General features: G+C 67.8%; 15 protein-coding genes, 1 tRNA gene and 1 pseudogene. 10 read left to right on the top strand and 7 right to left on the bottom strand.

Annotated features, from left to right (window positions below; translation table 11 throughout):
- Positions 1–9: 9 nt before the first annotated feature.
- From panD to pcnB, 5 genes and pseudogenes are all read right to left on the bottom strand, one after another.
- Positions 10–390 carry an aspartate 1-decarboxylase gene (gene panD, locus GLA29479_RS06300; RefSeq protein WP_031373460.1) on the bottom strand — a complete coding sequence of 127 codons (381 nt, stop codon included), beginning with the start codon at positions 388–390 and terminating at the stop codon, positions 10–12.
- 148 nt (positions 391–538) lie between these two features.
- Positions 539–1,399: a pantoate--beta-alanine ligase gene (gene panC, locus GLA29479_RS06305; protein ID WP_057917583.1), complete on the bottom strand. Its 861-nt coding sequence runs from the start codon at positions 1,397–1,399 to the stop codon at positions 539–541.
- Positions 1,400–1,520: 121 nt separating this feature from the next.
- Positions 1,521–2,351, bottom strand: coding sequence for a 3-methyl-2-oxobutanoate hydroxymethyltransferase (panB, locus tag GLA29479_RS06310; RefSeq protein WP_057917582.1), 831 nt, complete (start codon positions 2,349–2,351; stop codon positions 1,521–1,523).
- 153 nt (positions 2,352–2,504) lie between these two features.
- A complete protein-coding gene (gene folK / locus GLA29479_RS06315; RefSeq protein ID WP_057971111.1) occupies positions 2,505–3,032 on the bottom strand; it encodes a 2-amino-4-hydroxy-6-hydroxymethyldihydropteridine diphosphokinase in 528 nt (175 codons plus the stop codon).
- 122 nt (positions 3,033–3,154) lie between these two features.
- Positions 3,155–4,465, bottom strand: a pseudogene (gene pcnB / locus GLA29479_RS06320) (polynucleotide adenylyltransferase PcnB); the annotation flags it as partial.
- A 168-nt stretch (positions 4,466–4,633) separates the two neighbouring features.
- On the opposite strand from pcnB, the gene GLA29479_RS06325 reads away from it, so the two are divergent.
- The 3 genes from GLA29479_RS06325 to GLA29479_RS06335 all read left to right on the top strand — a co-directional run bounded on the left by GLA29479_RS06325 (position 4,634) and on the right by GLA29479_RS06335 (position 6,165).
- A tRNA-Glu gene (locus GLA29479_RS06325) sits at positions 4,634–4,709 on the top strand.
- A 192-nt stretch (positions 4,710–4,901) separates the two neighbouring features.
- On the top strand, positions 4,902–5,225 hold the full coding sequence (fdxA, locus tag GLA29479_RS06330) for a ferredoxin FdxA (protein WP_031373455.1): 324 nt from the start codon (positions 4,902–4,904) through the stop codon (positions 5,223–5,225).
- Positions 5,226–5,484: 259 nt separating this feature from the next.
- Entirely contained in the window at positions 5,485–6,165 is a 681-nt protein-coding gene (locus GLA29479_RS06335) for a hypothetical protein (RefSeq protein ID WP_057971112.1), read from the top strand.
- A gap of 78 nt (positions 6,166–6,243) precedes the next feature.
- On the opposite strand, the gene GLA29479_RS06340 is transcribed toward GLA29479_RS06335, so the two are convergent.
- On the bottom strand, positions 6,244–6,777 hold the full coding sequence (locus GLA29479_RS06340; RefSeq protein WP_057917578.1) for a hypothetical protein: 534 nt from the start codon (positions 6,775–6,777) through the stop codon (positions 6,244–6,246).
- 19 nt (positions 6,778–6,796) lie between these two features.
- A complete protein-coding gene (gene dapA / locus GLA29479_RS06345; RefSeq protein WP_057971113.1) occupies positions 6,797–7,702 on the bottom strand; it encodes a 4-hydroxy-tetrahydrodipicolinate synthase in 906 nt (301 codons plus the stop codon).
- 226 nt (positions 7,703–7,928) lie between these two features.
- Between dapA and GLA29479_RS06350 the strand changes: the two genes are divergently transcribed.
- The 7 genes from GLA29479_RS06350 (at position 7,929) to GLA29479_RS06380 (ending at position 14,012) form a co-directional block, all read left to right on the top strand.
- On the top strand, positions 7,929–8,489 hold the full coding sequence (locus GLA29479_RS06350; RefSeq protein WP_031373451.1) for a glycine cleavage system transcriptional repressor: 561 nt from the start codon (positions 7,929–7,931) through the stop codon (positions 8,487–8,489).
- Between the two features lie 2 nt (positions 8,490–8,491).
- Positions 8,492–8,977 (top strand): peroxiredoxin, encoded by a 486-nt coding sequence (locus GLA29479_RS06355; protein ID WP_057971114.1) that lies wholly within the window; start codon positions 8,492–8,494, stop codon positions 8,975–8,977.
- 223 nt (positions 8,978–9,200) lie between these two features.
- The gene (locus tag GLA29479_RS06360; RefSeq protein ID WP_057917576.1) at positions 9,201–10,598 is read left to right on the top strand and encodes a PhoH family protein; all 1,398 of its coding nucleotides are present in this window, start codon (positions 9,201–9,203) and stop codon (positions 10,596–10,598) included.
- Positions 10,599–11,191: 593 nt separating this feature from the next.
- On the top strand, positions 11,192–12,019 hold the full coding sequence (gene thiD / locus GLA29479_RS06365) for a bifunctional hydroxymethylpyrimidine kinase/phosphomethylpyrimidine kinase (protein WP_057971115.1): 828 nt from the start codon (positions 11,192–11,194) through the stop codon (positions 12,017–12,019).
- Complete coding sequence (locus tag GLA29479_RS06370) at positions 12,012–12,872, top strand: alpha/beta hydrolase family protein (protein WP_057971116.1); 861 nt, start codon at positions 12,012–12,014, stop codon at positions 12,870–12,872. Before thiD ends, GLA29479_RS06370 begins: the two co-directional genes overlap by 8 nt.
- A gap of 289 nt (positions 12,873–13,161) precedes the next feature.
- Complete coding sequence (locus GLA29479_RS06375) at positions 13,162–13,905, top strand: TorF family putative porin (RefSeq protein WP_057971117.1); 744 nt, start codon at positions 13,162–13,164, stop codon at positions 13,903–13,905.
- 14 nt (positions 13,906–13,919) lie between these two features.
- A complete protein-coding gene (locus GLA29479_RS06380; RefSeq protein WP_031373443.1) occupies positions 13,920–14,012 on the top strand; it encodes a potassium-transporting ATPase subunit F in 93 nt (30 codons plus the stop codon).
- The last annotated feature ends 59 nt before the right edge of the window (positions 14,013–14,071 follow it).

The following is a 14,071-nucleotide window of genomic DNA, read 5'->3' on the forward strand; positions in this document are numbered from 1 at the left end:
CTTCGGTTCTCAGGCGGCCTGCGCCGGCATCGAGGTGTTGGTATGGGTGAGTTGGTTGTTGCGGTCCACATAGACCAGGGTCGGCTTGTACTTCGCCGCCTCGGCCTCGTCGCAGATACCGTAGGCGCAGATGATGACCAGATCGCCGGGCTGGGCCTTGTGGGCGGCCGCACCGTTGACCGAGATCACGCCGCTGCCCTCTTCCCCGCGGATGGCGTAGGTCGAGAAGCGGTGGCCGCTGTTGATGTTGTAGATGTGGACCTGTTCGTACTCACGGATGCCCGAGATATCGAGCAGGCGGCCATCGATGGCGCAGGAGCCTTCGTAATGAAGCTCGGCGTGGGTCACGGTGGCGCGGTGGATCTTGGCCTTGAGCAGGTTCAGTTGCATGTCGGTTACTCCGTCCGCAGACGCGCGGGCGCGAAAGGCCAGAAGTCTAGCAGCGCATGGCGCGCTGCAACATGGGTCGGGACCGCAGCCGGCGGAACGGAGTATTCCCGTTCAGTGGCGCGGGTTTCGGGAGGCGCCGGGCGCCTGTTCAGGTCTCGAATTCGAGGTTGTCGATAAGCCGGGTGCGGCCAAGCCGGGCCGCGATCAGCGCCACCCGTGCCCCGCTCTCGCCAGCCCCGCCCTCACCAAGCACGGGCAAGCCGAGGTCGGGGCGCCGGACCACGGCGTAGTCGACCGCGAAGCCGGCCGCGCTCAGGCGCTCGAGCGCCCCGGCCTCGACCGCCTCGCGCGACTGCCCGGCCTGACTGGCTTCGCGCATCCATTGCAGACAAGCGTGAATGGCCACCGCCTGCGGGCGCTCGCTCTCGGACAGGTATTGGTTGCGCGAGCTCAAGGCCAGGCCGTCGGCTTCGCGGCGGGTGTCGGCGCCGACGATCTCGATCGGGAACGCGAGGTCGCGGACCATGTAGCGGATCACCGCGAGCTGCTGGTAGTCCTTGCGGCCGAACACGGCGACGTCGGGGCGGACCTGGTTGAACAAACGCGCGACCACGGTGGCGACGCCGTCGAAATGGCCTGGCCGGTGCGCGCCTTCGAGGGTCTCGGTGACCTGCGGCACCCGCACCTGCACGGTGTGCTCGGCGCCGAAGGGATACATGGTCTCGACCGAAGGCAGCCACAGCAGATCGCAGCCGGACGCGCGCAAGCCTTCGGCATCGGCCTCGGGCGTGCGCGGGTAGCGACCGTAGTCTTCGTTCGGGCCGAACTGGGTCGGGTTGACGAACACGCTCGCCACCACCCGGTCGGCGCGCTCGCGCGCGAGGCGGATCAACGAATGGTGGCCGGCGTGCAGGTTGCCCATGGTCGGCACGAAGGCGATGCGTTGCCCGGCCAGGCGCCACGTTTCCAGGGTCGAGCGCAGCGCGCCCAGTTGATCGACAGTCAGCATGCGGTACTCGGTAGGACGGCGCGGACCGGGTCCGCGATGAAGGCAAGATCGGGGTGCGCGGCGGCGATTTCCAGCGCGCCGCGCAAGTACGGGTGATCGCCGAACGGACCCGCCGTAAGAATCAGTCGTAGGAGTGCGCCGCGTCGGGGAAGGCACCGCTGCGCACCGCGTCGGCATAGGCCTGGAACGCACCGGCGACCGAGCCGCTCTCGGCCAGGAAATCCTTGACGAACTTGGGCCGGCGATGGCCCGAGTTGACCCCGAGCAGGTCGTGCAGCACCAGCACTTGGCCGTCGCATTGCGGGCCGGCGCCGATGCCGATGGTCGGGATGGCGAGGTCGGCGGTGATCGCCGCGGCCAACCCGGTCGGCACGCATTCGAGCACGAGCAAGGTCGCGCCGGCCTCGGCGACCGCGCGCGCGTCGGCGCGCAGCTTCGCAGCGGTGGCGTCGTCGCGGCCCTGCAGCTTGTAGCCGCCCAGGCGCAGCACCGATTGCGGGGTCAGGCCGAGGTGCGCGCAGACCGGGATCTCGCGCTCGACCAGGAAACGGATGACCTCGAGCTTGTGGCCCGCGCCTTCCAGCTTGACCATCGCCGCACCGGCCTGGAGCAACTGTGTCGCCGCGTCGAGCGCGCGCTCGGGCGTGGCGTCGGACTGGAACGGCAGGTCGCTGATCAGCAGCGCCTTGGACAGGCCGCGGGCGACGCAGGCGGTGTGATAGGCCATGTCGGCGGTGGTGACCGGCAAGGTGCTGTTCTGGCCTTGTACGACCATGCCGAGCGAATCGCCGACCAGGACCAGTTCGATGCCGACCGCGTCCATGGTGCGGGCGAAACTGGCGTCGTAGGCGGTCAACATGACCAGCTTGCGGCCGTCGCGCTTGGCGTCGGCGAGCATGGGCACGGTCCAGGCCTTGGCGGCCGGTTTGTCGGTGGGGGCCGATGTGTACATGGTTTGGGTTCGTCCGGGCGGTGGCGCGCGGACGCCGCTGGGGAGAGCGCAATAACTTAACAGGTTGCGCCGGGGCGCGACCGGCCATGCGCGCAACGCTGCCGGCCCGCCACGGCGCGGCAAGCCGGCCGCCTCATGCGCGCAGCGTGGCGGTCAACTATCGACCGCGTCGAGCCGGCGAATCGCGCCGGCATCGATGCACTGCAAGGCCTCGCGTGCCGGTCCGCGCCGCGCAATGACGGCGTCGGGGGCGATTTCGAGCAAAGGCACCAGGGCGAATGCGCGCTCGTGCAGATGCGGATGCGGCACGTGCAGGCCGGGCTCGTCGATCACCGCATCGCCGTACAGCAGCAGATCGAGGTCGAGGGTGCGCGGCCCCCAGCGGTCGCTGCCGTCGGCGCGGCGCGCGCGTCCGGCCTCGCGCTCGATGGCGAACATCGCCGCGAGCAGATGCTGCGCGCTCAAGCCGGTTTCGAGCATCGCCACGGCGTTGACGAAATCGGGTTGCTCGGTGACGCCCCAGGCCGGCGTGCGGTAGAGGCTGGACAGGCGCAACAGCCGCGTTTGCGGCGCAATGTCGAGGGCGCGCGCGGCGGCACGCAAAACCTCGGCGCTGTCGCCAAGGTTGCTGCCGAGGCCGACGAAAGCGACCGTCGACGGGGCGGATGCGGTCCAGGTCATGCTCAGGCCATCGCAGATTCAAGGTCACCGGAAGCCGGTCGCAGCCGGGATCTTCTCGTCAGAGCATCGCCTCAACCGGAAATCGTCGGGCCTGTCGTCGCGACGACGCAGGCCCCTGCCGATCACTCCGATGCGGTCGGCGCGCCGCGACGGCGGCGACGGCGTTTGCGCGGGGCGCGATCCTCGCCGCCCTCCTCGTCGTCCAGGTGCGCATGCGCCTCCTGGTGCGCGAGCAGTTCGCCCGGATGCTGCTGCGCCTCGCGCCAGAACTCGACGTCGGCGGCGTGCTCGTCCGATGCGGCCATGCGCAGCGAGAGGAAATCGAAGGCGGCGCGGAAACGCGGGTGCGACAACAGCCGGAACACGCGCTTGCGCTGACGCTGCTGGAAACGCGACTGCAGCAGCCAGATCTCCTGCATCGGCAGCGAGAAGCGGCGCGGCAGCGCGATCGTCGACAACTGGTGCAAGGTGACCCGGTCGGCGGCGCGGCGCTGCGCTTCGGCGGTGTGCACGCCCTGCGCCTGCAGACCCATCAGGTCGCGGCAATACGCCGGCCACAGCAACAACGCGAACAGGAACGCGGGCGAGACCGGCTCGTCGTTGGCGACGCGCGCGTCGGTGCCCTTCAGCCCTTCCAGCACCATCCGGCGCAGGGCGCCGCTGCGGTTGGACTTCAGGGCCGCCGCACTTTCCGGCAACAGCGCCGACAGCAATCCGAAACGCTCCAGGCCGAGGAAGCTTTCGACCGCATGGCCGGACAGGAACAGCTTGAGGCATTCCTCGAACAACCGCGCCGGCGCGGCATCGGCGAGCAACGGCGCCAGATGCGGGATCGGCGCGGCAGTGGCCGCCTCGATCTCGAAACCGAGCTTGGCCGCCAGGCGCACGGCGCGCAGCATCCGCACCGGGTCTTCGCGATAACGTGTTTCCGGATCGCCGATCAGGCGCATCAGGCGGTTCTGCACGTCCTCGAAGCCGCCGACGTAGTCGCGCACCGAGAAATCCTCGACCGCGTAATACAGCGCATTGGCGGTGAAGTCGCGGCGGACCGCGTCGTCCTCGATGCTGCCGTAGACGTTGTCGCGGACCAGGCGGCCGCCGGTGTCGGTCTCGCGGTCGCCGCTGCCGTCGTCGATGTTGGCGCGGAAGGTCGCGACCTCGATGATCTCGCGGCCGTAGACCACGTGCGCCAGGCGGAACCGGCGGCCGATCAGCCGGCAGTTGCGGAACAGGCCCTTGACCTGCTCCGGCGTGGCGTCGGTGGCGACGTCGAAGTCCTTGGGATGACCGCCGACCAGGATGTCGCGCACGGCGCCACCGACCAGGAAGGCGCCGAAGCCGCTGTCGCGCAGCCGATACAGCACGCGAAGCGCGTTCGGACTGATCTCCTTGCGCGAGACATTGTGCTGGTCGCGCGGGATCACGCGCAGCGAGGTATGGAATGAAGAGTTATCGGCTTGCATCGAGCGGGCGTGCCGCCTTATAGGTTCGTAAGGTTCAACCGTTGCCCGTGGCAACGGCGGCGCATATACTAGCAGGCCGCATCGGGTTGAGAGTCCGTGCGGTCTGCCAGGAACCCGTTCCCGGCCGAGTTTCAACCTGCTCCCTTCGTCTAGAGGCCTAGGACGTGGCCCTCTCAAGGCTAAAACACGGGTTCGAATCCCGTAGGGAGCGCCAATACGCGACCAGGTCGCCAGAAGCCCGCGCAGCGATGCGCGGGCTTTTTCTTGGCGCCAGCCGCGTTACGGGGCCGGGCGAAAGCGCGATCTGCGCCAACGGCCAAGCCCCGCCTTGGGTCGTCGCCTCGCGAATGGCTACACTATCGCTGCCCGGCCTGTTCGTCCCGGACCATAGCTCAGGATTCCCGCCATGCCCTTCGTCGTCACCGAGAACTGCATCAAGTGCAAGTACACCGACTGCGTCGAGGTGTGCCCGGTCGACTGTTTCCACGAAGGCCCGAATTTCCTGGTGATCGACCCGGACGAGTGCATCGACTGCACCCTGTGCGAGCCGGAATGCCCGATCAATGCGATCTATCCCGAGGACGACGTGCCGGCCGGCCAGGAGCCCTTCGTCGCGCTCAACGCCGAACTGTCCAAGTCCTGGCCGGTGATCACCACCCGTAAGGACGGCCCGCCCGACGCCAAGGACTGGGAAAACAAGCCCGGCAAGCTCGACCTGCTCGAGCGTTGAGCCCCGCCGGCACGGCGTCGGCCGTGCGCGCCCGAATCGCCTCGTAAACACTCGGCGGGCTTCGCCCCGCCCTCCGCAATGGCCCGGCTGGCGCATGCCGCCTGGCCGGCTTGGCTCGGCCTGTCTCCGCCCGGACGTGGCCGGCATGACCGCCGGCACCGCCTCCCGCCCAAGCCCGGCTCGGCCCGCGCCATGGCCGCCTGGCATTCATCGGCCCGCACCTAGACTCGGCCCGTCACGGACCGAATGAAACGACGCCATGCCGCATGCCCGTTTGCGCCTGAATCTGCTCCTCGCGCTTTGCGCCGCACCGATCCTCGCCGGTGCGCAGCCGCGCACGCTCACCCTCGCCCAGCTCGATCTGTCCCGGCTGGACCTGTCGAAGCTGGACTTGTCGAAGCTGGATCTGTCGCAGGTCGACCTGTCGCAATTGGACCCCAGCGCGATCGCCGCCGGCGCCAGCGACACCCTGATGCGCGCGCCCGACGGTTCGATCGACGAATTGTTCCAGGCCCTGCACCAGGCCTCGCGCCATCCGCGCGATGCGGCGACGCTATGCGCCTTGTTCGATCCGGCCGCCGATCGCAGCCCGCAGGCGCTCGCTTCCGCGGCGCAGAACCTCGGCGACGCCAGCCGCCAGGGTTTCGCCAACGCCCTGCTCGGCATCGCCGCGAACGGTCTGCAGAACCCGCGCCAGCCTTACGACGCCGGCGCGGCGAAACAGACGCTGAAATCCGCCGGCACCACCGCGATGCTGCTGCACGACGGCTTCATGGGCGCGCTCAACGCCGACGCCAGCGAACCCGGCGGACGCGAGGCGCGCTGCCAGGCCTTCGGTTGGCTGCTCGATGCACTCAAGGGCATGCCGCGGGCTCAGCGCGCCTCGGCGATGCGCCTGATGTTGAACGAGGGCCTGACCCGCTGGTCGCCGCCGCGCTGAGTGCGCTCGGCGTGCCGGCTTCATAACGAAAACGGGCGCCATCGGCGCCCGTTTCGCAAGCAGGACTGCGGCGTCGGATCAACGGCCGCCGAGCGCTGCCTTGAGGTTGGCGATCAGCTTGGCCGGGGCTTCGCCGGTCGCCGGCAGACCGCGCGGGTCGACCGCCGAGACGTAGGCGCCGGCGTCGGCCGCGCTGATGCGGACCAGGAAGTTGCTGCCTTCGTAGTTCACGTCGTAGGCGCCGAGCAACTGCGCACGGCTGGCGATGTTGAGGCCTTCGACCTTGCCGAGCGCTTCGCCGACCTGGTTGAACACCGCGTCGCGGTTGCCGCTGACGGTGAAACCGTTGGCCGACGAGGCCGGGGCGCCGGGGGCGGCCTGGGTCGGACGCGACGCGGCCAGGCCCGAGGCGGTCACCGAACCGCCCGGCACGGCCATCGCACCGTCGGTGCGCGGCTGGTCGAGATCCGGCGGCACTTCCAGCGGACGATTCTCAGGCGTTTCGGCGTAGAGCTTGTTGCCCTTGCGGAACCAGCTGCAACCCGACGTGGCGACCATCGCCAGCAACAGACCGGCGACAACCGCGCGGGACAGAGAAACATTGGAACGCATGAGCATCTCCTACAGGGATTCAGGCCGCGAGGGTGTCGCGGCAGACGTGTTCGAGTTCGACGACGAGACCGGCGGTGCGCCGAGCGGCATCCTGATGGGCGGCCGAGAGCGACTGCAGGGGCAGGCGCAGACCATGGCCGATGCCCTGGGCGCTGAGCAAGGCCTTGACCGGAATCGGGTTCGGTTCCAGACCGAGGAAATCGTAGGCCGGGCGCAGACGCGCGTCCCAAGCCTCGGCCTCGGCGCCGCGACCGGCGCGGGCCAGGTCGGCGAGACGGCGGAACGCCGCCGGCAGCACATTGGAACCGACCGAAATGATGCCGTCGGCGCCGGCGAGCATGGCCCGGCAGGCGGTCGGGTCGTCGCCGCTGAGCACCGCGAAGCCCTCGCTCTTGAACGGCAACAAGGCCTGCATCCGCTGCGGGTCTGACACCGCTTCCTTGATGCCGACGATGCCCGGATGACCGGCCAGCTCGGCCACGGTCTCCGGCAGCAGGTCGCCGCCGGTACGGCCGGGCACGTTGTAGAGCACCACCGGCAAGGCGTCGTCGTCGGCGATCGCACGGAAGTGCGCGACCAGGCCGGCCTGGGTCGGGCGCACGTAGGGCGGGGTCACGACCAGCGCCGCGTCGGCGCCGAGGGCAGCCACGTGACGGGTCAGTTCGATGGTTTTGGCGGTATTGGACAAGCCGGTGCCGGCCAGCACCGGAATGCGGCCGGCGACGAATTCGACCGCGGCGCGCAGCACGGCGTCGTATTCGGCGTCGTAGAGCGCGGCGGCCTCGCCGGTCGAGCCGGCGACCACGACGGCCTGGGTGCCGCCTTCCAGCTGCATCGCCAGCAGTTTGTGCCAGGCGTCCAGGTCGATTTCGCCGGACGCGGTGAAAGGCGTCGCCAGCGCGGTGATGCTGCCGGAAAGTCGCAAGTGAAGACCTACTAAGTGGAGTTCGCGTCCGCAGCCGTGCTGTGGAGCGGTCGGGGGCCATTATTCCAGCGGGCGGGCCGGTGCGGAAACGTGCGCCGGTGCAGCCACGCACGGGACGATGTTACTTGCGGCCCGAAAGCGCGGGCAAGTATGCTCCCTTCAGCCGCAGCCCGTCCGCGGGCCGCCGTTCATATCCGAGCATCACGCTCCCCTTGCAGGCGCCGCCTTGACCGATTCCGCTTCCCGGCCGTCGCCGAACGAAAACCACCTCCTGATCAACGCCTATACGACGCATCCGGAGTCGCCGCTATTGTCGGTGACGCGCCGGATCGCCGATTCGGGCTGCAATCTCGTCGATGCGCGCCTGTCCACGGTGGGCCGCGACGTCTCGGTGACCGCGCTGGCGGTCGGCTCCTGGGACTCGGTCGCCAAGCTCGAGGCCATGCTCACGCGCCTGGAGCGCGAGGAAGGCCTGAAGCTGGTCTGGTACCGCACCGGCGCCAAGCAGGTGCAGTCCAACCTGCTGCCCTACATCGTCGAGGTCGTGGCCGCCGACAAGCCCGGCATCCTGTTCCAGCTCGCCGACTTCTTCGACCGCCAAGGCATCACCATCGAAAGCCTGCATTGCTCGCGTTATCGCGCGATGCAGACCGGCGCCGACATGTTTTCGGCGCAGATCACCATCGGCGTGCCCTCGAGCATGCACATCGCCGCCCTGCGCGACGATTTCCTCGAGTTCTGCGACCATCTGAACCTAGACGCCATCATGGACCCGATGAAGTTCTGATCATGCTCGATACCGGCGACCACGCTTACGGCAAGAAAACCCCCGACCTCCCCCTGGCCCTGTCCGGCGGCGAGACGGTCAAGCTCAAGGACTATGCCGGCCAATGGCTGGTGCTGTACTTCTATCCGAAGGACAGCACCCCGGGCTGCACCACCGAAGGCCTGGATTTCAACGCCCTGCTGCCGAAGTTCAAGAAACTCGGCGCGACCGTGCTCGGCGTGTCGCGCGATTCGATCAAGTCGCACCAGAACTTCTGCACCAAGCAGGGCTTCAAGTTCGAGCTGGTCAGCGACGCCGACGAATCGGTGTGCAACGCCTTCGGTGTGATCAAGGAAAAGAACCTGTACGGTCGCAAGTACATGGGCATCGAACGCAGCACCTTCCTGATCGACCCCAAGGGCGTCATCGCCCAGTCATGGCGACCGGTGAAAGTCGCTGGCCATGCCCAGGCCGTACTCGACGCACTCAAGGAACACGCCGCCCAGTGAGGCCCCTCGTTTCCACGCTCGCACGCTGTCCCGCCCCGCGGGTCACGGCGGCGCGGCCGTGCGCGCGCGCCGCTCGCCCGCCCTCGCCGCACTTGTGCGACCTACGCCCCGCCCCGGCGAGGGCCGCTGGCGGACACTCGCCTGAGCGCCTTCGCAGGCCTTGCCACCCCGTTCCGCCGTCGCAACGAAACGCACCACCCATCATCTCCGACGAGACTTCCGAATGACCAGAAGCAAGCGGATCTATGTGCTCGACACCAACGTGCTCATGCACGACCCGACCGCGCTGTTCAAGTTCCAGGAACACGATGTCTACCTACCGATGCAAGTCATCGAGGAGTTGGACAACGGCAAGAAAGGCACCTCCGAAGCCAGCCGCAACGCGCGCCAGGTCAGCCGCTTCCTCAACGAACTGATCCAGGCCGAAGGCACCGACAAGATCAGCAGCGGCATCACCCTCAACCGCCCGCAGGGGCTGCAGCTGCGCGGCGCGCAGAGCATCGGCAAGCTGCGCTTCCAGACCGGCTCGTTCGACGCCGGCAAGCGCTTCAGCGCGGTGATCCCGGACAACCAGATCCTCGGCGCGATCCTCGCCCTGCAGGAGCAGGAGCCCGGCGTGCCGGTGGTGTTCGTGTCCAAGGACATCAACCTGCGGATCAAGGCCTCGATCGCCGGCATCGTGTCGGAGGACTACGAGAACGATCGCGCGCTCGACGATTTCAGCCTGCTCTACACCGGCGCGACCGCGCTGCCGGACGACTTCTGGCAGCTTCACGGCAAGGACCTCAAGTCCTGGACCGAAAAGGGCCGCACCTATTACGAGATCAGCCGCACCGAGAACGACGACTGGTACCCGAACCAGTTCCTCTACCTGCCCGGCGACGACGAGTCCGAACTCAAGGTCACCAAGGTCGGCGAAGACCGCGTGCAGTTGCAGATCGTCGACGATTTCCGTCATAACCAGCATGCGGTCTGGGGCATCATCGCGCGCAATCGCGAACAGAACTTCGCCCTCAACGCGCTGATGGACCCGGAGATCGACTTCGTGACCCTGCTCGGCACCGCCGGCACCGGCAAGACCCTGCTCGCGCTCGCCGCCGGTTTGGCGCAGACCATGGACCAGCAGCGCTACCGCGAAATCATCATGACCCGCGCCACCGTCAGCGTCGGCGAGGACATCGGTTTCCTGCCCGGCACCGAAGAGGAAAAGATGACGCCGTGGATGGGCGCGCTGACCGACAACCTGGAAGTGCTGACCCACAACCAGGAAGGCGGCGCCTGGGGCCGCGCGGCGACCAACGACCTGCTCGCCTCGCGCATCAAGATCCGCTCGATGAACTTCATGCGCGGCCGCACCTTCCTGAGCCGCTGGCTGATCCTCGATGAAGCGCAGAACCTGACCCCGAAGCAGATGAAGACCCTGATCACCCGTGCCGGCCCCGGCACCAAGATCGTCTGCCTCGGCAACGTCGAACAGATCGACACGCCGTATCTGACCGAGACCACCTCGGGTTTGACCTACGCGGTCGACCGCTTCAAGGGCTGGGCGCACAGCGCGCACGTGACCTTGCGCCGCGGCGAGCGTTCGAGGTTGGCCGATTACGCGTCCGAAGTGCTCTAAGCCTGTTGCGATACCGATGAACGGATGCCGCGCGATGCGAGTCGCGCGGCATTTTGGTTTGTGGCGGCATCGGTCGCGGGAACGCGCAGAGACTGCAACGCCGATGTTGTTCAGCGAAGCCGCGTGTTGTCGCAGGGTAGGAGCGGCGCAAGCCGCGACCGCGCCGTAACGGCCTCGCAGCGCATCCTCAAGCAAGACCAAGATCAAACGCCAAAAGCTTCCGCCACTAAAGCGGCGGGTTACTTTCTTTTGTCATAAGCAACAAAAGAAAGCTAACCAAAGAAAAATGCTTTTCTTTGAGTCAAGGGCCCGCACGAGCGATGCCAACGCAGGGATTTTTCATACGGGACATCCCTGTCCCGATGAAAAACGGCGCGCGTCCATGCGGGCCGCCCTCCGGGTCTTCTTCTGCCTTCGCTAGTGCGGGACGGCGCACAGCAACAGCAACAGCAACAGCAACAGCAACAGCAAAAGACAGAAGCAGAAGTAGGTGCAGGTGCAGGTGCAGGTGCAGGCTCGGCCGAGAGCCCCCTAACCCCCAACCACCTAAACGCCCCAATGCGGCATCCCCTCCAGTTGGGTACGCTTAGCCCATGACCTCCCCGCTCCCCGCCAATACCCCCGTTCCCGTCAGCGCCCTCACCATCGCCGGCTCCGACTCCGGCGGCGGCGCCGGTATCCAGGCCGATCTCAAGACCTTCGCCGCGCACCGCGTGCACGGGCTCAGCGCGCTCGCGGCGCTGACCGCCCAGCACACCCGCGGGGTCACCGCAGTGCATGTGCCCGATACCGGCTTCCTGCGCGCGCAGATCGATGCCTGTTTCGACGATTTCGACGTGCGCGCGGTCAAGCTCGGCATGCTCGCCAACGCCGAGGTCATCCTTGCGGTCGCCGATGCGCTCGAGCACTACCGGCCCGAGTACGTGGTGCTCGATCCGGTCATGGTCGCGACCTCCGGGGCGCGCCTGCTCGAAGCATCGGCCCTGGACGCCATGCGCACGCGGTTGCTGCCGTTGGCGAGCCTGGTCACGCCGAACCTGCCGGAAGCGGAACTGCTGCTCGGCACCGCCATCGACGATCTCGCCGGCATGCACGCGGCTCTCGACGGCTTGTCGGCGCTCGGCGCACGTGCGGTGCTGCTCAAGGGCGGGCACCTGCCCGGGCACGGCGATGTCGTCGATCTGTTCGCCGACGGCATGCAGGTGCGCGAGATCGCGCACGCGCGCTTGCGAGTCGATGCCCATGGCACCGGCTGCACCCTGGCATCGGCGGTCGCGGCGAATCTTTGTCTCGGGCGCTCGCTCGAAGACGCCTGCGTGGCCGCGGCCGACTACGTGCACGCCGCGCTGCGCCTGGGCTATCGCCCGGGACGCAGCGAGGTGTTGGTGCTCGATCACTTCGGCGCGGCACCGCATGGCTGATCGTCACGAGCCCACCGGTCTGCCGCTGCGCGCCGGGGACGGCCATCGCTGGAATCTGTACGCACGCGTCCCGACCGAACCGACGGCGAGCCTGTTGTGGCTGCCCGCACTCGGCGTCGCCGCCCGCCATTACCTGCCCTTCGCCGACGCCCTGGCGGCGCGCGGCATTGCCGTTTACGTGCACGAGTGGCGCGGCAACGGCAGCAGCAGCGTGCGCGCCAGCCGCGACAGCGACTGGGGCTATCGCGAGTTGTTGCTCGACGATCTGCCGGTCAGCGATGCCGCGGTCGCCGCAGCCCTGCCCCAGCTGCCGCGCATCATCGGCGGCCACAGCCTGGGCGGTCAGCTTGCCTGCATGCGCCTGGGCCTGGCTTCGCTGCGCAACGAGCCGGCGCTGCCGAGTTCGCTGTGGTTGGTCGCCAGCGGCGCGCCGTATTGGCGCACCTTCCCAATGCCGCAGCGGATCGCGATGCCGCCGATCTACCGATTCCTACCCTGGCTCGCCCGCGTCAACGGCACCCTGCCCGGCCGCCGCATCGGTTTCGGCGGCAACGAGGCGCGCAGCCTGATCCGCGATTGGGGTCGTACCGCGCTGAGCGGCCGCTACGCTGCGGCCGGTATCGACGCCGATGTCGAAGCGGGCATGGCCCAGGTCGCGGTCGATGCACGCGCGGTCTCGATGGACGGCGATTGGCTGGTGCCGCCGGGATCGGTGCGTTATCTGCTGTCGAAGCTGCCGCGTGCGCAAAGCGAAAGCCTGTTGCTCGGAACGCGCGCGCTCGGCACCCGCGCCGATCATTTTTCCTGGATGAAGCAGCCCGAGGCGGTGGTCGAGGCGCTACTGCGCCGATAAGCCCTGCTTTGGGGGAGGAGCGGCGTCCCACAGGGATTTCCTCCGGTCACGCGACCACGCCGATAACGCGCCGTCGCCGGTGTGGTGCCGCCGTTGATGCGGTATCGCGGTCGCGGCTCGCGCCGCTCCTACCCCGAAAGCGGCTTGCCCTCCGCGGCGATTTACGCCGAACCACCGATTTTTTACGGTGAATTTACGCAGTGACGGCGGTCGCGAAATAGCGGCTTTACGCCCCCGGTTCCGAGAATGGCGATGTGGCCAGACAGGCCTCTCCCACCCGGAATCCATTATGTCGTCGCATCATCTCTTTCGCAGCCGCGAAGCCGCCACCCCGCTGATCCTGGCCGTCTGCGCCGGTATCGGCCTGCTTGCGCTGGGCACCCAGGCCCAAGCCGGCGAGCAGGACGCCGTCCAATTCAGCGGTACGGCCGCGCTCACCAGCGACTACGTCTGGCGCGGCAGCAGCCAGACCCAGGGCGACCCGGCCGTGCAGGTCGGCTTCAAGGCCGCCGCGGCCAACGGTTTCTACGGCTCGGTGTGGGGCTCGAACGTCGAGTTCGCGCCGCAAACGCATGCCAGCAGCGAATTCGACTTCACCGTCGGCTGGGCCGGCAAGATCGCCGACGAGTGGGCGCTCGACGTCAACCTCCTGCACTACCGCTATCCGTCGACGACCAGCGACCTCAACTGGACCGAACTCAACGGCACCGTGACCTACCGCGACAATTACTGGCTGTCGCTGGGTTACTCGAACGAAGCGCTCGGCAGCAAGGAACGCGGCATCTACAGCCAGATCGGCGCGCGCTTTCCGGTCAACGATGCGCTGCGTTTCGAAGCCGCGGTCGGCCACTACTACCTCGACGATGTTTACAACGACAGCTACACCCACGGCCAGCTCAGCGCGATCTGGGCCGTCAAAGCCCCCTTCGAGTTGCGCCTGACCGCGCACGCCACCGATTCCAGCGCCGAACGCATCTTCGGCGATTCGCTGGCCGGCTCGCGCATCGAAGCGGCCGTGCAAGCGTCCTTCTGACAGGAGTAACCCTCATGCCCGGCTGGCTTTCCATGTTGTGCGCGGTTTCGGTCCTGGTGGCCGGCGCCTACCTGCTCTACGTCGTGCTGCGCCCGGAAGACTTCTAGTCCGCGCAGCCGCAATGCGGACCAGGACCGGTCCGCATCACTCTCCTCAGCGCCCGGAC

The sequence above is a fragment of the Lysobacter antibioticus genome, from assembly GCF_001442535.1.
GTDB classification, from domain to species: domain Bacteria; phylum Pseudomonadota; class Gammaproteobacteria; order Xanthomonadales; family Xanthomonadaceae; genus Lysobacter; species Lysobacter antibioticus.

Bases quoted from the DNA above. Each gene is read 5' to 3' on its own strand.
- GLA29479_RS06335 (WP_057971112.1), top strand. From the start codon at position 5,485: ATGCCGCATGCCCGTTTGCGCCTGAATCTGCTCCTCGCGCTTTGCGCC.
- thiD (WP_057971115.1), top strand. From the start codon at position 11,192: ATGACCTCCCCGCTCCCCGCCAATACCCCCGTTCCCGTCAGCGCCCTC.
- GLA29479_RS06375 (WP_057971117.1), top strand. From the start codon at position 13,162: ATGTCGTCGCATCATCTCTTTCGCAGCCGCGAAGCCGCCACCCCGCTG.
- panC (WP_057917583.1), bottom strand. From the start codon at position 1,399: ATGCTGACTGTCGATCAACTGGGCGCGCTGCGCTCGACCCTGGAAACG.
- GLA29479_RS06360 (WP_057917576.1), top strand. From the start codon at position 9,201: ATGACCAGAAGCAAGCGGATCTATGTGCTCGACACCAACGTGCTCATG.
- GLA29479_RS06340 (WP_057917578.1), bottom strand. From the start codon at position 6,777: ATGCGTTCCAATGTTTCTCTGTCCCGCGCGGTTGTCGCCGGTCTGTTG.
- panB (WP_057917582.1), bottom strand. From the start codon at position 2,351: ATGTACACATCGGCCCCCACCGACAAACCGGCCGCCAAGGCCTGGACC.
- panD (WP_031373460.1), bottom strand. From the start codon at position 390: ATGCAACTGAACCTGCTCAAGGCCAAGATCCACCGCGCCACCGTGACC.
- GLA29479_RS06355 (WP_057971114.1), top strand. From the start codon at position 8,492: ATGCTCGATACCGGCGACCACGCTTACGGCAAGAAAACCCCCGACCTC.
- folK (WP_057971111.1), bottom strand. From the start codon at position 3,032: ATGACCTGGACCGCATCCGCCCCGTCGACGGTCGCTTTCGTCGGCCTC.
- fdxA (WP_031373455.1), top strand. From the start codon at position 4,902: ATGCCCTTCGTCGTCACCGAGAACTGCATCAAGTGCAAGTACACCGAC.
- GLA29479_RS06370 (WP_057971116.1), top strand. From the start codon at position 12,012: ATGGCTGATCGTCACGAGCCCACCGGTCTGCCGCTGCGCGCCGGGGAC.
- GLA29479_RS06380 (WP_031373443.1), top strand. From the start codon at position 13,920: ATGCCCGGCTGGCTTTCCATGTTGTGCGCGGTTTCGGTCCTGGTGGCC.